Raw genomic sequence first — 22,514 nt, 5'->3', positions numbered from 1 at the left:
CAAAACAACCAGGAGGTTGGCTTAGAAGCAGCCATCCTTTAAAGAAAGCGTAACAGCTCACTGGTCTAAATAAGAGATCCTGCGGCGAAGATGTAACGGGGCTAAAGATACGTACCGAAGCTTAGGGTGTGATCGTTTACGATCACGCGGTAGCGGAGCGTTCCGTAGGCCGATGAAGCGATCTGGTAATGGGTCGTGGAGGTATCGGAAGTGCGAATGCTGACATGAGTAGCGATAAAGAGGGTGAGATGCCCTCTCGCCGAAATCCCAAGGGTTCCTGCTTAAAGCTAATCTGAGCAGGGTAAGCCGGCCCCTAAGACGAGCCCGAAGGGGGTAGTCGATGGGAACCACGTTAATATTCGTGGGCCTGGAGGTGTGTGACGGATGGCGTAACTTGTCTGGTCTTATCGGATTGATCCAGGCAGGGAAGTTGTCCCAGGAAATAGCCCCTCCATTATAGACCGTACCCTAAACCGACACAGGTGGGATGGTAGAGTATACCAAGGCGCTTGAGAGAAGTGTACTGAAGGAACTCGGCAAATTGCCTCCGTACCTTCGGAAGAAGGAGGCCCCATGTAAGCGCAAGCTCTCATGGGGGGCACAGGCCAGGGGGTAGCGACTGTTTAGCAAAAACACAGGACTCTGCTAAGTCGGCTTCAAGACGACGTATAGGGTCTGACGCCTGCCCGGTGCTGGAAGGTTAAGAGGAGGAGTGCAAGCTCTGAATTGAAGCCCCAGTAAACGGCGGCCGTAACTATAACGGTCCTAAGGTAGCGAAATTCCTTGTCGGGTAAGTTCCGACCTGCACGAATGGCGTAACGACTTCCCCACTGTCTCCAGTACATGCTCAGCGAAATTGAATTCTCCGTGAAGATGCGGAGTACCCGCGGTTAGACGGAAAGACCCCGTGCACCTTTACTGCAACTTCAGAGTGGCATTAGGAAAGAGCTGTGTAGCATAGGTGGGAGGCTTTGAAGCATCGTCGCCAGATGATGTGGAGCCATAGGTGAAATACCACCCTGCTGTTTTCTGATGTCTAACCTCGTACCGTTATCCGGTACAGGGACCCTCTGTGGTGGGTAGTTTGACTGGGGCGGTCGCCTCCTAAAGAGTAACGGAGGCGCGCGATGGTGGGCTCAGGACGGTTGGAAACCGTCTGTTAGAGTGCAATGGCATAAGCCCGCCTGACTGCGAGACTGACAAGTCGAGCAGAGACGAAAGTCGGTCATAGTGATCCGGTGGTCCCTCGTGGAAGGGCCATCGCTCAACGGATAAAAGGTACGCCGGGGATAACAGGCTGATGATTCCCAAGAGCTCATATCGACGGAATCGTTTGGCACCTCGATGTCGGCTCATCACATCCTGGGGCTGGAGCAGGTCCCAAGGGTTTGGCTGTTCGCCAATTAAAGTGGTACGTGAGCTGGGTTCAGAACGTCGCGAGACAGTTTGGTCCCTATCTGCCGTGGGCGTCGAAATTTGAGAGGAGTTGACCCTAGTACGAGAGGACCGGGTTGAACATACCTCTGGTGTACCTGTCATGCCGCCAGGCGTGCAGCAGGGTAGCTATGTATGGACGGGATAACCGCTGAAAGCATCTAAGCGGGAAGCCTCCCTCAAGATAAGATTTCATCGAGCCGTGGAAGACCACCACGTTGATAGGCTGGATGTGGAAGTGCGGTAACGCATGGAGCTAACCAGTCCTAATTGCTCTTTTCGCGCTTGAGAGTCCCACCATCAATGACAATGCTGGACATAACCAGTAACCCCATTGACGGTGATAAGGATGATCTTCGCAGCCCGATAAACAGGTCATAACCAATAGTGCACGGCATCGATTAAAACCCGAACAATAACGCAACCTTATGCGCCCGCTTCATTGCTTGGTGACCATAGCGTCTGTGACCCACCCGATCCCATCTCGAACTCGGCCGTGAAACCAGACCGCGCCGATGGTACTATTGCTCAAGCACTGGAAGAGTAGGTCGTCGCCAGGCATTGAAGCTGGCGCATAAGATACGCTCCCGTTCGGATATACAAAACCCATTCATGATGTTGGTGACCTCTGGTCGTGCCTCTGGCGCGGGATGGAGCAGCCCGGTAGCTCGTCAGGCTCATAACCTGAAGGTCGTAGGTTCAAATCCTACTCCCGCAACCACAGGTCGCCTACGCTCCACCACAGCCCACGTCATCAGTCAGGCAGTCTCCCGGACTGCCTCTGTGATGTCGGCTCGTCAGGCTCATAACCTGAAGGCCCCAGGTTCAAATCCTGCCCCCACAACCCAACCTCCCAAAACCTACACCTCACGCAGCTCGCCCGCAGGCGCTGCATGACGCCGCATCACCTCGACGTCGCCAGCTCAAATCTCCGCGATCAACATAACCCCCTAAACCGCCTCCAAGCAGCAATGTCACCATGACAGCTAGTGTTGATTCAAGAAGTTCGGACAATATCCAGAAATCTCTCTAGGCGAAGCCGCATCGACTGAGCTTGCGCTGAAAGTGCTCTGGAATGCTGATGAATCTTCCCAGCATCCCGAGCGGCCCTGACTGCATTTTGATGAATGTCGTCAGAGCTGAGATGAATATGACCCGTCGCTCTGCTGGCTTCGTCGACATTTGCCGTGATCGACCGAATAGCAGCGCTCTGCTCGACCACCGAAGAAACGACGGATTCGGATAGGATGTTCATGTCCGCCACAGCGAGGGCGATACGTTCATGGCCCTCGAATACTTTCTCGGTCGCCTGCTGGATGTTTGTGACGCGTTTCGAAATGTGGCCTGTTGCCTCGCGCGTCTGCTGAGCAAGGGATTTCACTTCATGAGCAACGACCGCAAAGCTCTTTCCCGGCTCTCCCGCACGCGCAGCTTCGATAGCCGCGTTGAAGGCGAGCGTCGTCGTCGTCTTTGCAACGCTGTCGATCAGTGACACCACATCACCAATTTCGCGCGCGGCGCCGCTAAGGAGATGCGTTTGGGCATCATTCTGTTCAGCGCGCACGGCGGCGTCTCGCGTGGCGGTCTGTGCCTGTGCAACCTGTTGCTCGACTAAATGCACTGATTCAGCAAGACTTCGACCCCGGCTGGCGACTTCCGTCATATTTGCCGCAGCCTGCGATGCAGCTGCGGCAACGTCAGCCGCTCGATTGCTGTTTTCAGAAGCGCTATCCGCCATGGTCTCGGCAGCATCGGATAGTTCGCCTGCTATGGCCACCAATGTAGCTGCCAAGTTGCTCGCATCGGCGCGGAATTCGTCACTCGCATCTTGTAAACGCTGAAGACGCGCCGCTTTGTGTTTAGCCGCCTCCGCGTCTCGTTCCGCCGCCAGTTGCAGCAGCACGGCATTGCTAATGACCCCACAATAGCGGCCGTCCTGCGTTACAATAAGCCCCTCCCGATGCCCCTTCACTTGCGCGAAGGTGTCGATGAGGTTTTCAATCGAAGCCGTAGCCTCAACAGCAGGGCAGGGACGAATGTGCCCGTGCAGATGCGCGCCGTAACTTGGATTTTTCAACAGCGCGTGGCCGTAGGGATTGAACAGGATGAGCCGCATGTCCTGCTCAAAAATTGCCCCCACGGGCCGCTGATGATCGTCCACCACGGGAAGCATCCTCATTTGAGGGTAGGCCTGAAACAGGTCAAGTGCATCGACTAACTGCGCGGTATGCGAGATGCTGTGGCGATAGCTGACTGGAACAGTTTTCCGGAGTTCACTGATCGGAGTGCCGATTTGTTCGGCGGTGTGAAGCATTGGAATCTCCGCCGTCGCAACCATGCGCAGGGTTCTTTGTGCCATAGCTTGGCGTCTTCGCCACGAATACCGGCTGGCGACGTGGTCGCCAGCCGACAACTTCAGAAGTTCACTCTGATGCCGCCAGTGTAGCGGCGGCCAAAGCGCTCCCATTCGATGGTGTACTGCGAATCCCGCACATACCGGCGGCCAGGCTGGTTGAGCAGGTTCGATGCGTCGGCATAGATTTCAAAATTCGGCGTGATTGCATAGCGAACAGACAAGTCCATTTCGTCATCCGCCGCCCAATACTGATGCCCGCCATCGGCCGGAGCGCCAAGCGTATCCAGCCATTCGGTGCGCTTTTGATAGTTGAGACGCAGGGATAGACCAAATTTCTCGTAGTAGCCGCCGATATTATAGACGACGTCGGACGTTCCGGGCAGCGACACCTTTTCACCCTCGGGCGTCGTCGCGCGGCTCTTGTTTAACGTCAGATTTGCCGAAATGCCGAAGCCGCCCATCCATTCCGGAATTCCCAGCGTTTCGGTATAAGGTTCGAGTTGGTGCTGGATCGCTGCCTCCGCGCCGTAGATGTAACCGTCACCGCCGTTGAGGATTGTGTCGAATGTGTAGGAGGAACGATCAACGCCGCCAAAGCTCAGCGCGCCGGAATTGAAGGTGCGGCTGCTATCGAATAGCACATCTTTGATTTTCTTGTAGAATGCGCCAACCATGATGTAGCCTTGAGGCTGCACATACCATTCGAAATATGCGTCGACCCCATAAGCCCGCTCCGGTTTGGCATCTGGATTGCCGCCAGAGACGGTCTGATCGCTGTCGTTGTAAGTAAAATTCGGCCGCAATTGATCGTAGTCAGGACGGGCCGCGCCACTGTTGAAGGATAGACGCAGTTTTTTGTCAGACGCCACGTCAAAATTGAAATGGAGGCTCGGATAGACTCCTGTCAGCTCGTTCTCGGCCTCGATAGGCGTTGCGGCACTGCCATTAACGAAAGCGCGACCGCGGTTCTTGACGTGCTCTACCCTTGCGCCGCCAAGGATGCTGCCCCAGTCGTAGCGGACGGTGCCCATCACATACGCTGCGTACACCTGTTCCCGCACGTTATAGTAATTCTCAAGTAAGGGAACATAACTCGCGATTGTCTGCGCCTTCTTAACGTTCTCGCGCATCTTGTCCTTGTCGAAGTAGCGGAAGGTATAGCCGAGCGGGATCTTGCCCTTGAACGGCGTATCGAGTGAGTCGGGAAGGTAGGTCATGTTGATACCCGCCGTGCCGGCTTGTGCGCCCGTTATGGAAAGTTGCGCTTCGTTCGCCTCCTTCGTCCGCTGGTCGAACTGGCCGCCGAAGGTGATGGTCGCTTCGCCACCCAACATGGGCAGTTCCTTGCTGACGCCGAATTTGGCAGTGTACGCTTTGGTGACGTCAACGAACTTGCCGGATGTCAGCGATACCAGAGGGCGCGTAAAGTCGTCGATGTTGGTTACGGCGGCGCCAGCCGAGAAGGGGCCGTTATTGCCGCCAGTCGTCCTGAAGAGGGTGACCTTCGCTAATTGCGGATCGGTGAAGTCATAGGCGATGGTAGGACGCAAATTGCGAGTCGAGGGGCTTTCGTAGCGGGCTTCGCCGACAACCGAACGGTCATCCTTTGCACGCGTATAGTTCAGTCTCCAGTTGAGTTTCCAGCCTTCGCCAAATTCATGGTCTCCGCCCAATGTATTGGTGAAGATCGATTGTTCGAAAGCACGCAAGGTCGCCCGCTGGTTGATGTCGATACCGTATTCTGTGCCCTTTAACGGCGTGTTCCCGATGCAGACGTTCGCATAGCCGCTGTTGTTTGGGCTGGTGTTGGTCACTACCGGACAAGGCGTGGCCGCTCTGGGGTCCGCAGACTGGCGATCATCCAGATCGAAGAGGAAGTTGTCGCGTGCTTCATCGTCAGTGAACGTCGTGAAGATCGACTGTGCGAAGATGTGGTTGCCTTCGCTTGGCTTCCAGTCGAGGCGACCGGAGTACGAATAGTTCTTGCGGGTCAGACGATATAGCTTGTTTTCGGTTTCGCGCGCCCAGATGCGTTCGGCGTTGCCGGGCTGGTTATCCTGCGACACCGTTTCCCAATCCGTTTCGAAATTGTCGGTGACCATGTCCCGCTGATAATAACTGCCCGCCACTAAGACGCCGATCTCGCCGATGCCGGTGTTCCAACGATTGGAGATCACGGCTTGGCCTTCATATTCCTGACGCTCGCCCAGTTCGACATAGCCGCCGCCCAATTTGCCGGACAAATGGAAGCCATCATAGTCGAAGGCGGAGCGGGTCTTCACGTCTACGTTGCCTGCTACCGTCTCCCCGGTCATGTCGGGCGTTACGGCCTTGCGCACGATGATTTGCGATGCAATGGCTGAGGGAATGCTGTCATAACGCGTATCGCGGCCTTCGGGACTTACGATGGCAACACCGTCGATGGACAATGTGGTCCAGTTGATAGGTGCGCCGCGAAGGCTTATGTAGCGGGCCTGACCCTGGTCGCGCTGAACCGCTACGCCAGGTAGGCGGCCCGCAGCCTGAGCGATGTTCTGGTCCGGCAAGCGTCCAACACCATCGGAGGCTGCGACGGCGACAAGAGATTCAGATAGACGTTGAACTTGCAGCGCGGCTGCTTCCGATTCTGCGATGGGGCGGGTGCCGGTTACCACGATTGCGTCCGCATTTGCCTCATCCACAGGGGCCGTATCTTGTGCGTGGGCCTGCGCGACGATTAGTGTCAAAGGCGCGATGCCGCAGGAAAGAAGTACCCGCATGTTGCTGCGCACAGCGAACGGCCGCTGGGTGGAAAGGCTGGTCATTGGTGGTTCCCCTGTTGCTCGCCAGAGAGGTGAGACGAGGCGCACTTAGCCTTGGTAAAAGACACGCAGGCGACGCTTCGATGACGCGATGGTTACGCAATCACTACAGTTTTGTGAGCGTCATCCTGCGGCGCTGTAACGGCGTTGTCATTTAGCGGCGCCAAAGCAGCGCATCGAACACGGGGGCGCCACATGCGAAATTGGGTTATAATTGCCGTTGCGATGCTTGCGGGGGGTTGCGCGGTAAGCGAGGTGCCAGGCGAGATGCGCATGGCCCATGTCTCGTCTGCGACGACGGTGCAGGCGCGGGGAGAGACTGTTCCTGTCGGTACGGCCAATGCCGATGCTGCGGATGATCCAGCGATCTGGCGTAACCGCTCCGACCCATCGGCCAGCCTCGTTCTTGGCACGGACAAGCAGGCGGGCATCTATGTTTACGGCTTGAATGGTAAAGTGCGTGACTTCGTGAACGCAGGGCGCGTCAACAACATAGACCTTAGAGACGATGTGATCTTCGCTGACGGCAGGGGAATATTGGCCGTAGCTAGTGACCGTAACGACCTGATGCATGCGAAGCTTGCGCTGTTCAGGCTGGACCCCGATACGGCAAAGCTGACGGCCTTGGGAACTGTAGACGCAGGAAACGGGGAGGCATATGGCGTTTGCCTTGGCCGTTCCGCCGGCCGCGTATCCGCATTTTCGGTATTGAAGGATGGCACAATAAATCAGGTCGCTCTTGATCTGTCCGGCGTTACTACGAAGGGCCAAATCGTGCGCTCCATGAAGCTCGGCACGCAATCGGAAGGGTGTGCCGTCGATGACCGCACCGGCTTGTTGTATGTGACCGAAGAGGATGTCGGTTTGTGGCGGTTCGACGCTGCGGCCGACGGATCGAAAATCCCGTTCAAGATCGCGGGTGCGGACGGAAGGAATATCGTTGCGGATGCCGAAGGTGTAGCCCTCATTCCGGAGGGTGCTCGTGGCGGCTACGTCGTACTGTCGAGCCAGGGCGACAATGCCTATGTCCTCTATACTCTTGCGGACAACAGCTATGTCGGGCGCTTTCGCATCAGCGCGGGCGCGGTCGGCGGCACTGAAGAAACAGATGGCATAGATTTTTCTCTAGGCGATTTCGGGCCGAACTTTCCAGGGGGCCTCTTGGTTGCGCAGGATGGCTATAATCCACAAGGCGCGCAGAATTTCAAACTTGTGGCATGGCAGGACATTGCGACTGCCCTGAACTTGCCCAAAGGAGAGTGACGGTAGGATTATTATTTATGCAAGGATTGGCCTTCCCGGCCTGCGTGTGATCTGGTTCATCACCGATCCACATTTGGGATCGTCACCCCGACTAAGGCTTAGTGACCTGCCCACGAAGCGCTGCCTCAAGTTTGCAGCCGCACTTTCATGCACGCCAGCGTCTATATCAGCTTGGGGCACCGCAGGGCCTATCTGCGTAGGCTGCCAAACCTAAGTTGCAGTAATCGCACATCAAGGGAGCTAGTGAGCCGCAAGCGAACTCCCTGCCTGTCGTTTGCTCTGTACAGGTAGCATTCGCTTTCTCCCTAGCAGGAGCGCGCAGGTGCTGATCCTCAAGTGTGACATGAGATGCGTGGTGTTCGGTGGAATAATGTTGGGGGGTGCATGAAGCGCACCGCCGCCCCCATGGTTTCTGTTCTCATCCCCACCTACAACCGGGTTTGTTTTGTAGGCGATGCCATACAAAGTGCGTTGAAGCAGACGCTTGGCGATATTGAAGTCGTCATTGTCGATGATGGATCGACGGACACTACGGCCGCACTCATCAATGATATCGACGATCCTCGCGTGCGATTGATCCAGCACAAGCAGAACCTTGGCATTCCCGCCGCGCGTAACAGTGCTCTCGAAACCGCGCGAGGTAAATACGTCGCGTGGCTTGATAGCGATGATATCGCGCGTCCCAATCGTCTGGCCGAACAAGTTGCGTTTCTGGAGGCGAATCCGGCCATAGCCATGGTGGGAGCATGCGCTGGCAAGCTGCGCTCCAACGGCACGCGCAGGTCAGGAATTCGTGTGCCGCCGCTTTGCGCGCAGATGATCGAGGCCTGGCTGCTGTTTCGATCAGCTTTTCAACAATCTTCTGTCACGGGGCGAGCGGAGGTTCTGAAAAATTACCAGTATGATCCGGCATATCCGGTATGCGAGGACATCGAAATGTTCCTTCGTCTCCAGCAAAAACATACTCTGGCGAACCTTCCGCGGGTTCTGATCGATCGACGTTTGCATCGCGGTCAAACCATACATCAGCGACAATGTGAGATTCATGAGCGGACGGCGACATTAGCTCGACCAATGCTGGATCGAATAGGAATGAAAGTGTGTGAAGACGATCTCCAGCGTCATGTTCTGCTAGGCAAATCCAGGATAGAAGGCTCTGAGGTAGGCAGTGAATTTCTGGCGTGGGCGCGTGTCTGGTTGAGTGGTTTGCAAGCGGCGAACGCACGGACCCAGGTGCTTGAAGAAGCGTCGCTTAAGCTGGCACGGGATTATTTCTGGGTTTTGGCATGTCGCGCGATGGCGGCCCGCATCGGTACAGGGGCAGCCTTACAGGCCCTTGTCAGTAGTCCACCCACGGGTTTCGCCTCTTCTGCCGCTTTTAGGTGGGCGAAGGCCGCGATCCCGGCATATCTCAAGCTGTGATGTATTACTTGTAGGCGTCCTGACGAAGGATTGCGGTTCGTGCATCAAGGCCATTAAGTCACTTGACTGCGGCAACACGCTTTTTCCTCACGCCAGCGGTAAAGGCTCACATAAGGTCGCGAACATCGTCCGATTGGTCCCAAGGCTGTAGCGAGAATGGCTCGGCGCTATCAGTATAAGTTGGTCACCATCACCGTCGGCGTTCTACGCTTCAAGCGAGGAAACTCCGCTTGAGTGCTGGAGCCCTTAAAACCTCTGCATCCTCAGCCGACCCGTCAAACAGGTCCTGTCGTTCAACCAACGACGCATCCATTCGACATACCCATATCGCGACACCATTGGTCGAATTTTTAATCCACGTTAATAATTTACGTTTAGCGCATGATCCAGCAGAAGATGCGGGGATGCACAGCTATGTCTTTACTTTTAAATCGTTTCCTTTCCGTTTCAACTATCGTTTTTTCTTTGGGGCTAGGGGGCCTATCAAGCGCTGGCCAAGCCGCTCCAGTGGTGTCCGAAGCATCGCGCAACATCAATTTGAGCAATTCTCCGCTGATGGGCGTAAATCTCTCCGGATGTGAGTTTGCGGCTGACGGTGTACTCTGTCCTTCGGCAAGCACCGTTAACATTTATGCTGACAAGGGCTTCCGCGCAATTCGGCTGCCATTTCGCGGCGCTCAGGCCAGCAATCCTGCCATAGTTTCCAAGATCAAGGCCGTTGTAGATGCGGCCGTCAAGCGGGGCGTCTATGTCATCCTGGATCGCCATGATTATGGGGCGACCTTCGATCCAAATGAGGCGGCCTGGTGGGCATCGTTCATCAAGAACTTCCCGAACACGACCTATGTCATGATCGACACGATGAATGAGCCGCGCAAGGGCGCGTCGTATCAGGCCGACCCTAAGACCGGCAAATCCTATGCTACCGAAGTGAACGCAGGCATTGCGGCGTTCCGCAAAGCGGGCTTCAAGCACAAGCTGTTGATCGAATGGCGCGGATCGTCGGGCATGGTGCGTTTCGACAAGCGCGAAGCCGCATCGAAGGCGTGTGAAAGCCCGGCCTGCTCGTTCGATCGCGCGGGTGGGCTGAAGGATCCATTGGGCCTCACGATGGTGTCGGGCCATCGCTACCCGGATTCCGATGGCTCGGGCACAAGCCCGGTTTGCGTCAGCAATACGACCGGCACGAAGCTGATCTGGAACACCGATCTCGCGGCAAAGGCCCGTGGACTGAAGGTGTGGGTCGGCGAATTCGCTTTCGGCAACAGCACGAAGGTCAATCCGGTCTGCGATGCCCTTGGCAAGGACGCGATCAAGCGTATGCGGTCGCTGCCTGACACCTATGTCGGCGTAAGCTGGTGGGGTGGCGGCAATGGCTGGAAAGAAAGCTATCTCTACAAGATCGAGCCGAAGAAGGGCACCTTCGCGGCCGCCGCGCCTAGCGCCTATCTGACCACGCTTGTGGGTCGCTGATGGGACAACTCGCCCGTCAGCTTCCCGCTGGCGGGCGTTTCACTGGAAAAATCATGTTCGCATTTCCAACCGGACGCCGCTCGGGCAGCTTTATCCTTGGCTGCGTAGTTCTTGCGCTTGTAAGCGCCTGTTCAAAAGGGCCGGACGCGGATCAAAGGCATCTTGTCGTCATCGCCGATCCGCCGAAGGCTGGTCCAGCACCGGCCATTCCCGCTTTGGCAATCCCCGGCTCATTTGCTCAGCCGGAGGAGCCTGCGCCGCTGTCAGACGAAGAGGCCAGCGCTACCCCGGCCGACGATACGCAGGTGGAAACGGTTCAATTTACCGCACGCGAGATTGATCCTTACCGGGTGCAGGACTCGGTGATCGCGGAAGGAGCCGACGCGGAAGAAACGAGCGGATAGGCCGAGCGGGGGCAGGGCACTTCCATATGCCTCTTGCGCTCTGAGTTACAGGCGCCATATTCGATCAGCCTCGGGAAACGTGCGGTCTGGCGCAGTCCGCTGTTGACGCGCCTCCTCTGTCCGCCCAAGCCCGCGAAAATCTATCCGCAACGTAAATCGCCCGGAGCTTCATGAAGTTACCCAAATTCTTTTCGTCGTCCACACACGACATGGCCATCGATTTGGGCACTGTGAACACGGTCATCTATGTCCGAGACCGCGGCATCGTCCTCAACGAGCCGTCAGTAATCGCTATCGAGACACAGAATGGTATTCGGCGGGTGAAGGTCGTAGGCAACGAGGCGAAGCTTATGATGGGCAAAACGCCTGCCGGTATTCAGGCCATCCGCCCTTTGAGAGACGGCGTTATCGCCGATATCGACGTCGCTGAGCAGATGATAAAGCATTTCGTGGATAAGGCGCTGGGCGGCAGCAGCCGTTTCGGGCGGCGGCATGAAGTCGTGATCTGCGTGCCTTCGGGATCAACGATGGTGGAGCGCCGGGCGCTTCGCGATGCGGCGTCCAATGCAGGAGCATTCCGCGTGCAGTTGATTGAGGAGCCGATGGCGGCCGCGATTGGCGCAGGCCTTCCCGTCACTGAGCCGCGCGGCGCAATGGTGGTGGATATCGGCGGCGGCACAACGGAAGTCGCCGTGCTCTCGTTGCGAGGGATCGCCTACAGCAACTCGGTGCGCGTCGGGGGCGACAAGCTGGACGATGCCATATCTTCGCATGTCCGACGCACCCATAACCTGATGATCGGCGAAGCGACGTCCGAACGCGTGAAGCATCTGATCGGCAGCGCTGTAGCGCCAGAAGGCCAAGGCCGCACGTTGACTGTCAAGGGACGCGACTTGGTCAATGGCCGCCCGGCGGAAATTACCATCACCGAAGCGGAGATCGCAGACGCGTTGGCGGAACCGGTTGGCCAGATCAAGAGCGCCGTCATGTCCGCGCTGGAGCAAACCGCGCCCGAACTGTCGTCCGACATCATCGACGAAGGCATCACTTTGACCGGGGGAGGGGCGCTGTTGGGCCGGATTGACGAAGCGTTGTCGGAAACGACGGGTTTGCCGGTAAAGATTGCGGACGATGCCTTGATGTGCGTGGCAATGGGCGCGGGGAGAGCGCTGGAGGACACAGCATATGACGGTGTGCTGACGATCGGATAGGCATCCGTACAATCAGACCGCCAGCAGCGGTTTGATGTTTTCATTGACGAGTATCAATGCGCTGTGGCAATCGCAGTGAAGCACCTTGCGGGTGTAGCTCAATGGCAGAGCAGAAGCTTCCCATGCTTACGACGAGGGTTCGATTCCCTTCACCCGCTCCAGCTCCCTCTTCAAAAATCACCCTCCTTAGTGTATAAAAACCGCAGAAACCTTGGACTTTTGTGTCCTCGGTTGTCCAGATTTGACCATCTCTTTCCGGCCGCATCCGTGCCGTGTGGGGGCCTTTCGAGGGGGTGGTCGGTTCCGGGCATTTCAAGAAGCCCCCAGCATAGGGGCCTATTGCGGAAAAAGGCTTTGGATCATGGCACTTACCGACATTGCAATTTGAAACGCAAAGCCCCGGGAGAAGTCATACAAGAGGGCGATAGCCTTGTACTCTTCGTTCAGGTCGAGCCCACTGGTGGCAAGCTTTGGCGGTTCAAGTATCGAATGCACGGGAGAGAGCGAAAGCTGGCGATCGGCACCTATCCCGCCATTCACAGCTTGGAGGGAACTGTTGTTTTTTTATCAGTCAAAAGCCGGCACTATGAATTTGGACATGGGATGCAGGCGTTCGTGTCGCTATAGGCTGAACGAAATCAAGGCAGTTTGATCGCTATATGGCCCGAAAACGTTCGAAACATGATCCCTATGACCATCTCCCGCAAGAAGACGAGGCGCCAGCAGCGCCTGTACTTTGCTGGCTATGTGGTCGTCCGACCGGTAAAACCATCGTCTGGCATCATCCTGTGCCCAAGAGCCGTGGAGGTCGAGATGTCGTGCCGATGCACTCCATCTGCCAGCAGACGCTAATCGCCAACTTTACCAATTCTGAGCTTCAGCGCCACGGGATGGAGGTCGCTGGCCTGCTAGACAACGCGAACGTGCGGAAGTTCGTGGAATGGGTGGCGAACAAGGATCCAGACTTCACGGCAACCATTGCCAAAAAGCAGCGCTGAAAGGTCTGCTGCCCTGACCGGTTCCCCCTCCTCCATTCGCGTGGCCGCGCTCTACAAGTTTGCCCGGCTAGACGACTGCAATGCCCTGCGCCGCGAACTGGCGCTAATATGCTTCACCGAAGGATTGAAGGGAACGCTGCTGCTCGCCAGCGAGGGGATCAACGGCACGATCGCCGGATCGAATCACGCGATCGAAAGCGTCCTGGCATTTATCCGCCGGCTGCCGGGATTCCGCGATCTCGAGGTAAAATACGCCACGGCCGAGACCATGCCATTCCATCGCATGAAAGTGCGGGTGAAGCGCGAAATAGTGACGATGGGTCAGCCCGGGATCGATCCGCTCACCGGCGTTGGTCACTATGTGTCGCCACAGGACTGGAACGCCCTGATCAGCGAACCCGGCACGATCGTGATCGACACGCGCAACGACTATGAGGTGGCGGTCGGCAGTTTTGCCGGTGCGATCAATCCAAAGACTGCCAGCTTTCGGGATTTTCCCGCCTGGTTCCGCGCGGAGCGCGAGCGGCTGCTCGGCACAGTCGATCGGCCGAAGATCGCGATGTTCTGCACCGGCGGAATTCGTTGTGAGAAATCGACAGCGTTCCTGAAGGGCGAAGGGCTAGACGAGGTCTATCATCTTCAGGGCGGTATCCTCAAATATCTCGAGACCGTCCCTGCTGAGCAAAGCCTGTGGGAAGGTGAATGCTTTGTCTTCGACCACCGCGTCGCGGTTGGTCATGGACTTGAAGCTGGAACCCATGTGCAGTGCCACGGCTGCCGCCTACCGGTCAGCAGTGGAGATCAGGGTTCACCGCTCTACGTGCCTGGAGTAAGCTGTCCGGCCTGCTATGGAACCCGCACGGATGCCCAGCGCGCCGGTTATGCCGAACGCGACCGGCAGGAGCATCTCGCCAGGACACGTGGCGTGGCGCATATTGGTGCCAGGGCCCCGAGCGACGAAAGAAAGCGTCCAATCTTTTAAAACTTTCGGCTCAAACCCTCTGGAAGTCAGCGCATGCTGCTTTCGGCCACCTAGGAACTGTTTGCGAGAGATGGCTACGGTTCGGTTTCAATAAATTCGATCACACGTCATGTCGACGTCGCGATTGGATCGCTCTACCAGTTTTTTCCAACGAAAGTTGCCGTCGTTGTTTGCTAAATTTGGGCGATACGTGAAAGAGATCAAGGGCTGCTCGGCCTCGATCGACGGATCGGGGAAGGAGGGCGATTTTTTCCGGTTTCGGATATGACGTTGTCACAAAACATTCCCCGTCATCGCGAGCCAGAGGGCATTCTCTACATTGGGTGAGGCTCATACCTAGTTAGGTTTGCGCCACGGGAGCCAGGATGCATTGACGGGAGGCGCCGGCGCAACTGATCGCACGCTTCGCTACGAAGGCTCCAGAGCAAGTGCTCGCGACCACGCGCATCGTCATGCTATAATGATCAAGGCCGCTTAGATTCTTGACTCGTGAGATTTCAACGGACTGTTCAAACGCGCCCCGAAGTCTCCGCAGCGATCGCCGGTTATCCTCAAAGTCGGCTATTCTGCGGGCCCGCGAATTCCAGAAAACGCGTGAAGACCTCTAGGGCGAAGGCAGATGCCCGCCAAAATGTCGCTTGCTGCCTGAAAAGATCATCGTTCAGTCTTGAGGAAGATGTCGATGAGGCAGGACAGGTCAGCTTCAGGATTTGCGGCTCGCGATAAAAGATCGGCACATAAATCGGACATGGGAGTCCAGCTTTCGGGGCGTGACATCATCTTTCGAGCCAGCGCCAAGTCCTTTTCCATAAGCGCAATAGACCCAAGCCGCGGGCTATGCTCCTTGGCTGCCATGCGGGGGCCAAACAGACGGAGAGGCGCACTATCGGCCAGTCCTCCACGTAGCGCGGAGGGCAAAAGGCTGACATTGATACCGGCCTGGCGGGCCGCAGCGATCGTTTCGGCAAGTGTCAGCATCGTATTTGCGACAATCATCTGATTGCACAACTTCATGGCTTGGCCCGCACCGGCACCGCCGATGGCGGTCCGATGCGCGCTCACGGCTTTTAGCAGTGGCGCGGCAGTCTCCAAAACGTCTGATTTTCCGCCAAGGAAAAGGGTCAAGGTGCCCTCGGCAGCTGAGAGGGGGCCTCCCGAAACCGGCGCATCGATCCAATCGACACGATGTCGTTCGGCTTCTTCAGCCAGACGGCGCGCCGCGTCGGGGCTTCCTGTTGAAAAGTCGACAATTATCCGCCGTTTTCCATCGGGGAGTGCGCAAGGGAACATACGTCGCGCTATCTCACCACTTGCGACATCTGACGTGAGGCAAAGGCCAATCAACTCGCATGACTGGAAGAGCGCTTCAGGCGATGACGCAATTGAGACGCCCTTCAGGTGAATCAAGCATTCCGATCGTTTTGCAGTGCGGTTCCACACAGTGAGTTTGCCGTGAACGACTGCCAACCGGTGGGCCATTTGCATGCCGATATCACCTAACCCCGCAAACCCGATCATCCATCTCGCTCCCACACGACACCGCCCGAATGCGTGACGGCACCGAGCCGAGCGGGCCCAACAGTGGCCGCGTATTTCTCTAGTGCCCCACCCAGTTTGCGTTGAGAATGCGCAAAGCCTTCGCCGCTACGGAGTGCTAGTTCTTCTCCTGTGATTTCAACCATGAGGCTCCGCTCCGCGGCGCTTGCGTCAATCGCGATAATGTCGCCGTCACGAAGGAAGGCGATAGGACCGCTGTCAGCAGATTCCGGACCGACATGCCCTATACACAGGCCTCGCGTCGCGCCCGAGAACCGTCCATCAGTTATCAGCGCAACCTTTTCACCGTTACCTTGTCCATAGATCAAGGCAGTTATCCCCAGCATCTCCCGCATGCCTGGGCCGCCTTTAGGACCTTCGTTCCGGATGACGATCACATCGCCTGCTAAATAGGCACCAGCGCGCACAGCGACCAAGCACTCCTCTTCAGACTCAAATACTCTTGCGGGTCCGCGATGCTTCAATGTGCGCAATCCTGCAACTTTCAGCAAAGCGCCATCAGGGGCCAAATTTCCTTTCAAGACCGTCAGGCCGCCGGTTGGCGCGATCGCTTGATCCGCCGGTTTTACCACCCGACCGTCGGCGTTGGGAAATTGCTCCAGGGCTTTAGCCAATGTCACTCCAGTAAGGGTCGGCGTATCACCGTTGATAAAGCCGCCTTGCAGGAGCGCCTTCAGAATAACTGGTGCGCCTCCGATTTCGTACACGTCACGGGCGAGATACTGGCCACCTGGCTTCAGGTCCGCAATTAATGGTGTTCGCGCCAAGACTTCGGCAACGTCCTCCATTGTAAAGCGCAGCCCCGCCTCATGGGCGAGCGCCGGCAAATGTAAGACGGAGTTAGTCGATCCGCCTGTTGCAGCAACCAGCGCAGCTGCATTTTCCAGCGAGGCGCGGGTTACGAGATCACGAGGCAACGGTCCGTCGTTCAAGACAGCTCTCATCAGCTCCCGACCCGTTCGGCGCGCGAGCGGCGCCCGCGCGGAATATACTGCCGGAACCATTGACGAGCCAAGCAATGCCAGACCGACTGTTTCAGAAACCATGGCCATGGTGTTGGCGGTATACTGTCCAGCGCAGGCGCCAGGCGTGGGAACGCTGATCCGGGCATTTGCGGCAAGTTCAGCTTCCTCCGCTTCCCCCGCTAAAACCTTTCCGATCATTTCATAAGTATCGACGATGTTTACGTCCTTGCCCCCACTCCGGCCAGGTAGGGCCGATCCTCCGTATAGAAAGGCAGAGGGCACGTTACATCGAATCATGCCCATCATGATCCCTGGCATATTCTTGTCGCAGCCACCCAGCCCAACAAGACCGTCCCACTGATGCGCGCGAGTAGTGGCCTCTACGCTATCTGCGATCAACTCTCGTGACAGCAGGGAAAAGCGCATGCCGGAATGGGCGACCGACAATCCGTCGGATACCGAAACAACCGGGCATTCATGCGGTGTACCTCCACCGGTTGAGACGCCTGTTTTTGCGTGCAGTGCCTGGTCGCGGAGCAGCATATTGCAGGGGCTCATTTCCCCTCCGGTATGAACCACGCCGATATGGGGACGAACAATATCTTCGTCATCCTGTCCTAAAGCGTAAAGGAAGGCACGGGTGGTCGTACGTACAACGCCCTCGTAGATCGTTGATGATCTCCAATGCCTTTCGGTCATGCAACCTCCCTTGCCAACACTTACTCGCCACCGCCCATTAATCCCGTATCTGCAGCCGCGGTCTTCGTCTGGTTCCCTATTGATTCTGGGTAACAGTTAGCTCCTGCGCATCAGGCTAAAGCTCTGCGCACTGGGTCCGATATCCGGCTGACAGGCCATGAAAAGGGCGAGAGGGATGACGTCCTCGGGCTCCTTCAGCCATTCCTGCGAACGTTTTGCTGCTATTGAGTCCCCTCCTTCCGGGGTCGAGGAGGCCACTTTATGGAATGTCTGTTCATAAAGCTGGGTGCGAACATTGCCGGGGAGTAACTCATTCACGCTGATATTGTATGGCATCAGCTCGGCTGCAACCGAGCGCGTAAGCGCCCAGGTTCCGGCTTTGGAACTGGCATAGGCAGAAGTGGCGGCCGTACCATTATGGCCTTGGCCTGAACCCACGATTATGATCTTTCCTGCGCCTCGCGCTTTTATCGCGGGAATCACGGCCTTAAGACAATGATAGGTCCCGACGAGATTGACCTCTACCGTCCGGCGCCATTCTTGAGGAGCGGTTTCATCGATGGGACCGATGGCGAGCGCCACGCCATGACTTAAAACAGCAATATCGACTCCGCCAAAATGCTCAACAGTCGAAGCGACCATTGCTTCGATCGCCGCTAGGTCGGTTACGTCAGCCGCCGCGGGCAGCGCTCGCCCACCGCTGACTTCGATCTCCTGCGTTAGGCTCTCCAATTCTGCCTGTGAACGCGAAACGCAGCAAATATCGGCGCCTGCCAAAGCAAGGCCTTTGGCGATTGCACGTCCACAACCGCGACCTGCGCCGGTTACGATGGCCACTTTTCCCGCCAGGGGTCGGCTAGACTTAACCCAATCGATGATCATGCAGAAATTCCAATTTCTTTTGGCGTTCGGCTTTCGGGAGAGAAACCTTATTCCGCCTCCGCGAGCACAGAGCGTAGCGAACTGCGGCTCGCGTAGAGGAGGAAGGCACAAAGTGGGCCAGCGACTGCGCAGGTAAGAGCGATCGAAGCGCCAATCCGACCTTCGCTTGCAAACAGATAATCGGTAGCAAGAGCAACCGCTATAGGGCCAAAGGCCTGACCCACGACATTGTAACAAACGAAGAAAATCGCCGTAGCCTGGCCTCGATACTGCGCCGGGGTGGCGAGTTGGAGAACCGCGCCTGCAACGGGCAGAAAGCCGCCATGCAACATGTCGAATACCATCACGCCCCCATATGCGACGCGAGCGTTGGGGGCGACGCCGACGAGAATGCCCGCACACGATAAGATAAGGGCCGCGACTACATAGAATGTCATGTGCGCATCTTTGCGCCCCGCGCGAAACATCCGATCAACCGTTCGCACCGTCAGGAGCATCCCAGCCGGGCCTACGGTCAACTGGAGCGCGGCGAGGATTAGGCCAGCATGACCTATGGGTTCAGAGAACGTGCGTAGCATATGCGTCGGCAACCAGGACGCGAGTCCTGAGGTCATGACGCTCAAGATGCTAAAGCCGCTGAAATGCAGCGCGAAGAACCGCCAATGTCGTCGGAAAAAAGCGTTTGAACTTGAGTTCGGCTCTGAGTGGCTAGCGGCCACACGCCCAGAACGCATTGGCTCTTTAAACAGGAAAAGCAAGAAAGCGAGTGGAATGCCAGGAGCGCTGGCGAGAAGCAGAACGGCCTGCCACGGTAACACATCCCCTATCAGCGGAAGCGAGACCCTCGATTGGCCTGCGAAATGCGATAACAGTGCGCCGCCTATAGCGAAGGACAAGGCAGATCCCAGGAAAGCACCCAAAGTGAACACGCCTAAAGCACGGGACAACTTCTCCCGCGGAAAGATATCAGCGATGATCGAATGGGCCGAGGGCATCAAGGATGCTTCCCCCGCGCCAACGCCAAAGCGAGAACCAAGGAGGTGCCAGAACGTCCTTGAGAAGCCGCCAAATGTCGCGAATGCCGACCAGCTCACTACGCCCCAAAAGATGATATTACGCCTGGAGAAACGGTCTGCGGCCCAACCGATCGGGAAGGAGAAAATTACGTAGAAGGATACAAACGCGGTACCTGACAAGATGCTCATTTCAAGATCGGTAGCGTGAATCGTTTGCCGGATTGGCTCGATCAGCAAAGTGATGAGCCGTTTGTCGAAGTAGGCCAAGGCATAAAGGATCATGAAGATGATGACGATTCCCCAAGGACCAACACCACTTGTCTGTATTGGATTTGGGGCATCCTCGCCTAACGGGGCAGCTTCTTTCCGGTTCAAATCGCCTTTGCGCTGGTCGCCTTCCATCACGGTCAGAAATTCACGCGTGCTTGAAGGGTGACGTTGAGCGGTTCATCCGTGCCAATGAGATAGGATCCGCGAGACTGAGCGAGATTTGTTCCAAAAATCCGGACTGTTCGATCGGTCAGATTTTTTCCGATTACCGACACTTCCCACCGGTCACTTTCGTCGCCAATACCGACAATAGCACCCAAGCGAGCATATTTGCCTTGAGAAAGGAAAGGATCATTATTGTTGGAGAAGTTGTACGCGCTGGTGAAGAACATGCTACCGTTCAGATGCAGCTTAAGCCCGGCGCCGAGAGATCTGATGTAATCTAAGTCGTAATTTCCGCTATAACGGGGGGCATAGCGGGTCCGCGCTCCAGAAAGATCGACGAAGGGCCTGCCTTGCTGGACATCCAGCGCACTCCCGCCCGCGAGTGGATAGCTGGTATATTTAGAGTCGAGCAATGTGAAGCTCAGCCCCGTTGAGAACCCTCTGCCTAAGCGAAGCCGGCTTTCCAGCTCAAGCCCCTTGGCGCGTGCGCCGCCAGCGTTACCGATTGAGTTGACGACTCCTGCCCCGAAATTTTGTGATGTCGAGACCTGAAGATTGTCGAAATCATTCCGGAACAAAGCCACGTTAACCGTTAGTCGGCGGTTGAAAAGTTGCAATTTGAGGCCCAGTTCATATCCGTCCACATATTCCGGGCCAAATGTCAGCGCCAGTGTACTCCCCGTATGCTCAAGTCCGTTGAAGCCTCCGCCTTTGAAGCCGTTGGTGTATTTGGCATATATGTTGAGTTCGGAACTTGGCTCGTAGGACAAGACGATTGAGGGGCTGAAATGCTCATCGCTCCGCCGTGACTTCCGGGTACCCGTCACGCCCAGACCCGCAGCAAGTCCGAACGCGTCGCCGATCTGCTGCAAGGCGACAGTAGGGTAGGGCGATATTGAGCCGAATACCCCAGGAGAATAGCCAAAGCCCTGGTTGAGGACGATCGACTTGTCGACCCAGTTCTGACGGCCGCCAAAGCTCAGGGTGACTGCTTTTGCAGGTCGCACCGTGAAGAAGAGATAAGCCGCCATTGTCTGGGACTTCTGTACATAATCATCGAATGCGCCATAATTGCCAATCGGCGCAAGTGCAGCAAAACGTCCCGTCAGTCTCGGGTTAAGCGCAGCGAAGTTATAATTAACACCCCCGTGGATGCGCTCACGCTGATAATATAGGCCCGCGTCAAACGCCACAACATCGCCGCGTGGCGTTGCAATGCGAAACTCTTGGCTGAATTGCGTGAAACGCTCGGGGGTGGTGAAGTGCGCTAATGTCGCGCTCGTTCCATCCGAGTCCAGCCGCTGGTCATATTTCGTGCGCGCATATCCCGTAAGCAATGATAGCTGGAGGGGGCCGGCATCGTAGTTGAGATTGGATGACAGCGCATAGGCATCCGTATCAATGCCCTGGCCGCGGCTATGCGAACGACGCTGGTTGACAACCACATCCTCCGCCAGGCCCAGCGCGGCGAGGCAGCTTCCGGTTGCCCCGCCAGTGAAAAGGGGATTGGGCGGGCAGTAGGCGATCTCGTCCGAGATGGCACCGGTTTGGCGCAAATGCTCGGCGCTAGCCTTTATCGCCCAACTTAGATTCTGGGTCGGCTCCCACTTAATGGTCGCCCGGCCGGCATAGGATCGAACGCGCGGGATGCGAATACCTATGGTCTCGTCACGAATATAACCATCGCCGCGTGTCGCGGTACCGGCCAGACGGATACCCAATGTATCGCTAACAGGTCCACCAAATGCCCCCTCAACCGTGGCGGAGTCGAAACTAAAATTATACGCGCTGCGCAAATATCCATCAGGCGCCTCCCCAGGGTCGCGGGAGACGAGGTTAAGCACACCCGCAATGGCGTTATTGCCGAAATAGACGCTTTGCGGTCCTTTAAGAATCTCGACACGCAAAAGGTCGAGAAAAGCAGCGCCGCTCGAGCGCGAACGACCTTGGTAAATTCCGTCCACGAAGGTTGCCACCGATTGCTCAAACAGCGGGTTGTTGTCCCCAGAACCTATGCCGCGAATGGATAGGCGGTTACCAGCTCCGCCTTTGGTCACGACGACAGCAGGCGTCTGCGCCGACAGTGATTCCAGTGTGCTGGTATTGCGCTGTTGCAGTTCGGCGCCACCGATCACGCTTGCGGAAATGGGAACGTCTTGCAGGCGCTCGGTACGCCGCTGGGCTGTTACGACGATATCTGCGCTGGCCGCATCCGCCTGTTGCGCCGCTTGGGCAAAAGCGGGCGCTCCCAGAATACAATTCGCGGCCGTAGCAAGCAATACTGCCGTCCCGCGCCGGGTTGCCACTGACATCACTTCTCTCCCCAACTACATCGAATTTTATGCCTCCGCTGTATCCGTGTATACAAATTGTGTGTCAAGTGTTGACGGGATGCGCGATGCTCCGCTGATGTCTCAGGAATATCGCGTTAGATCAGATGTTTACACACTTCATCTAATAGGCGAGGGGAAAGCATGCGAGGTATCGAGAAAAAATAAACCGTCTGGTCGGAGAATTATTGGCGATGGTACAATTAGGATGGCTGACTATCAGCATGCCAACGTTGGGACGACACGGGGTGCGGTCTATGCCAAATCGGCTCATGGGTCGGGGTTT

Annotated in this window: 16 protein-coding genes, 2 tRNA genes and 2 rRNA genes (1 of these 20 running past the window's edge); 13 read left to right on the top strand and 7 right to left on the bottom strand. The window is 56.7% G+C overall.

The window, feature by feature from the left end; all coding sequences use genetic code 11:
• From C1T17_RS12610 to C1T17_RS12600, 3 genes are all read left to right on the top strand, one after another.
• Positions 1-1,724: ribosomal RNA gene (locus C1T17_RS12610) — 23S ribosomal RNA — on the top strand (it extends 1,074 nt beyond the left edge of the window).
• A 155-nt stretch (positions 1,725-1,879) separates the two neighbouring features.
• Positions 1,880-1,994: ribosomal RNA gene (rrf, locus tag C1T17_RS12605) — 5S ribosomal RNA — on the top strand.
• Positions 1,995-2,078: 84 nt separating this feature from the next.
• A tRNA-Met gene (locus C1T17_RS12600) sits at positions 2,079-2,155 on the top strand.
• A 276-nt stretch (positions 2,156-2,431) separates the two neighbouring features.
• Here the strand turns inward: C1T17_RS12600 and C1T17_RS12595 are convergent.
• The gene (locus tag C1T17_RS12595) at positions 2,432-3,793 is read right to left on the bottom strand and encodes a methyl-accepting chemotaxis protein (RefSeq protein ID WP_189338340.1); all 1,362 of its coding nucleotides are present in this window, start codon (positions 3,791-3,793) and stop codon (positions 2,432-2,434) included.
• Positions 3,794-3,849: 56 nt separating this feature from the next.
• Positions 3,850-6,594 carry a TonB-dependent receptor gene (locus C1T17_RS12590; protein ID WP_223262588.1) on the bottom strand — a complete coding sequence of 915 codons (2,745 nt, stop codon included), beginning with the start codon at positions 6,592-6,594 and terminating at the stop codon, positions 3,850-3,852.
• 192 nt (positions 6,595-6,786) lie between these two features.
• Here C1T17_RS12590 and C1T17_RS12585 point away from each other — a divergent pair, with 192 nt between their 5' ends.
• The 10 genes from C1T17_RS12585 (at position 6,787) to C1T17_RS22135 (ending at position 14,521) form a co-directional block, all read left to right on the top strand.
• Positions 6,787-7,854, top strand: a complete 1,068-nt coding sequence (locus tag C1T17_RS12585) for a phytase (RefSeq protein ID WP_104953737.1) — start codon at positions 6,787-6,789, stop codon at positions 7,852-7,854.
• A 384-nt stretch (positions 7,855-8,238) separates the two neighbouring features.
• The gene (locus tag C1T17_RS12580; RefSeq protein ID WP_189338339.1) at positions 8,239-9,276 is read left to right on the top strand and encodes a glycosyltransferase family 2 protein; all 1,038 of its coding nucleotides are present in this window, start codon (positions 8,239-8,241) and stop codon (positions 9,274-9,276) included.
• 510 nt (positions 9,277-9,786) lie between these two features.
• A complete protein-coding gene (locus C1T17_RS12575; protein ID WP_189338338.1) occupies positions 9,787-10,749 on the top strand; it encodes a cellulase family glycosylhydrolase in 963 nt (320 codons plus the stop codon).
• 53 nt (positions 10,750-10,802) lie between these two features.
• Positions 10,803-11,153: a hypothetical protein gene (locus C1T17_RS12570; RefSeq protein ID WP_104953734.1), complete on the top strand. Its 351-nt coding sequence runs from the start codon at positions 10,803-10,805 to the stop codon at positions 11,151-11,153.
• Positions 11,154-11,323: 170 nt separating this feature from the next.
• Positions 11,324-12,364: a rod shape-determining protein gene (locus tag C1T17_RS12565; protein WP_104953733.1), complete on the top strand. Its 1,041-nt coding sequence runs from the start codon at positions 11,324-11,326 to the stop codon at positions 12,362-12,364.
• Between the two features lie 87 nt (positions 12,365-12,451).
• Positions 12,452-12,525, top strand: a tRNA-Gly gene (locus C1T17_RS12560).
• A 28-nt stretch (positions 12,526-12,553) separates the two neighbouring features.
• Entirely contained in the window at positions 12,554-12,991 is a 438-nt protein-coding gene (locus C1T17_RS22140; RefSeq protein ID WP_411269191.1) for an Arm DNA-binding domain-containing protein, read from the top strand.
• Between the two features lie 32 nt (positions 12,992-13,023).
• Positions 13,024-13,362 (top strand): hypothetical protein, encoded by a 339-nt coding sequence (locus tag C1T17_RS12550; protein WP_104953732.1) that lies wholly within the window; start codon positions 13,024-13,026, stop codon positions 13,360-13,362.
• Between the two features lie 34 nt (positions 13,363-13,396).
• Complete coding sequence (locus tag C1T17_RS12545) at positions 13,397-14,344, top strand: rhodanese-related sulfurtransferase (protein ID WP_104955202.1); 948 nt, start codon at positions 13,397-13,399, stop codon at positions 14,342-14,344.
• Between the two features lie 57 nt (positions 14,345-14,401).
• Positions 14,402-14,521, top strand: coding sequence for a TetR/AcrR family transcriptional regulator (locus tag C1T17_RS22135; RefSeq protein ID WP_104955201.1), 120 nt, complete (start codon positions 14,402-14,404; stop codon positions 14,519-14,521).
• A 477-nt stretch (positions 14,522-14,998) separates the two neighbouring features.
• Here C1T17_RS22135 and C1T17_RS12535 read toward each other — a convergent pair whose 3' ends face one another.
• The 5 genes from C1T17_RS12535 to C1T17_RS12515 form a co-directional block, all read right to left on the bottom strand.
• Positions 14,999-15,862 (bottom strand): NAD(P)-dependent oxidoreductase, encoded by an 864-nt coding sequence (locus C1T17_RS12535; protein ID WP_104953731.1) that lies wholly within the window; start codon positions 15,860-15,862, stop codon positions 14,999-15,001.
• Entirely contained in the window at positions 15,859-17,565 is a 1,707-nt protein-coding gene (locus C1T17_RS12530) for a dihydroxy-acid dehydratase (RefSeq protein WP_104953730.1), read from the bottom strand. Before C1T17_RS12530 ends, C1T17_RS12535 begins: the two co-directional genes overlap by 4 nt.
• 96 nt (positions 17,566-17,661) lie before the next feature.
• A complete protein-coding gene (locus tag C1T17_RS12525) occupies positions 17,662-18,447 on the bottom strand; it encodes an SDR family NAD(P)-dependent oxidoreductase (RefSeq protein WP_104953729.1) in 786 nt (261 codons plus the stop codon).
• A gap of 47 nt (positions 18,448-18,494) precedes the next feature.
• Positions 18,495-19,865, bottom strand: coding sequence for an MFS transporter (locus C1T17_RS12520; RefSeq protein WP_104953728.1), 1,371 nt, complete (start codon positions 19,863-19,865; stop codon positions 18,495-18,497).
• A gap of 5 nt (positions 19,866-19,870) precedes the next feature.
• Positions 19,871-22,210, bottom strand: coding sequence for a TonB-dependent receptor (locus tag C1T17_RS12515; RefSeq protein ID WP_104953727.1), 2,340 nt, complete (start codon positions 22,208-22,210; stop codon positions 19,871-19,873).
• Positions 22,211-22,514 lie beyond the last annotated feature (304 nt).

The organism is Sphingobium sp. SCG-1, assembly GCF_002953135.1.
In the GTDB taxonomy this organism is placed as follows: domain Bacteria; phylum Pseudomonadota; class Alphaproteobacteria; order Sphingomonadales; family Sphingomonadaceae; genus Sphingobium.
Note: the sequence above shows the minus strand (reverse complement) of the source record. Positions and strands in the feature narration are given on the sequence as shown.

Bases quoted from the DNA above. Each gene is read 5' to 3' on its own strand.
- C1T17_RS12570 (WP_104953734.1), top strand. From the start codon at position 10,803: ATGTTCGCATTTCCAACCGGACGCCGCTCGGGCAGCTTTATCCTTGGC.
- C1T17_RS12525 (WP_104953729.1), bottom strand. From the start codon at position 18,447: ATGATCATCGATTGGGTTAAGTCTAGCCGACCCCTGGCGGGAAAAGTG.
- C1T17_RS12595 (WP_189338340.1), bottom strand. From the start codon at position 3,793: ATGGCACAAAGAACCCTGCGCATGGTTGCGACGGCGGAGATTCCAATG.
- C1T17_RS12590 (WP_223262588.1), bottom strand. From the start codon at position 6,594: ATGACCAGCCTTTCCACCCAGCGGCCGTTCGCTGTGCGCAGCAACATG.
- C1T17_RS12580 (WP_189338339.1), top strand. From the start codon at position 8,239: ATGAAGCGCACCGCCGCCCCCATGGTTTCTGTTCTCATCCCCACCTAC.
- C1T17_RS12530 (WP_104953730.1), bottom strand. From the start codon at position 17,565: ATGACCGAAAGGCATTGGAGATCATCAACGATCTACGAGGGCGTTGTA.
- C1T17_RS12565 (WP_104953733.1), top strand. From the start codon at position 11,324: ATGAAGTTACCCAAATTCTTTTCGTCGTCCACACACGACATGGCCATC.
- C1T17_RS12535 (WP_104953731.1), bottom strand. From the start codon at position 15,862: ATGATCGGGTTTGCGGGGTTAGGTGATATCGGCATGCAAATGGCCCAC.
- C1T17_RS12515 (WP_104953727.1), bottom strand. From the start codon at position 22,210: ATGTCAGTGGCAACCCGGCGCGGGACGGCAGTATTGCTTGCTACGGCC.
- C1T17_RS12520 (WP_104953728.1), bottom strand. From the start codon at position 19,865: ATGGAAGGCGACCAGCGCAAAGGCGATTTGAACCGGAAAGAAGCTGCC.
- C1T17_RS12585 (WP_104953737.1), top strand. From the start codon at position 6,787: ATGCGAAATTGGGTTATAATTGCCGTTGCGATGCTTGCGGGGGGTTGC.
- C1T17_RS12550 (WP_104953732.1), top strand. From the start codon at position 13,024: ATGGCCCGAAAACGTTCGAAACATGATCCCTATGACCATCTCCCGCAA.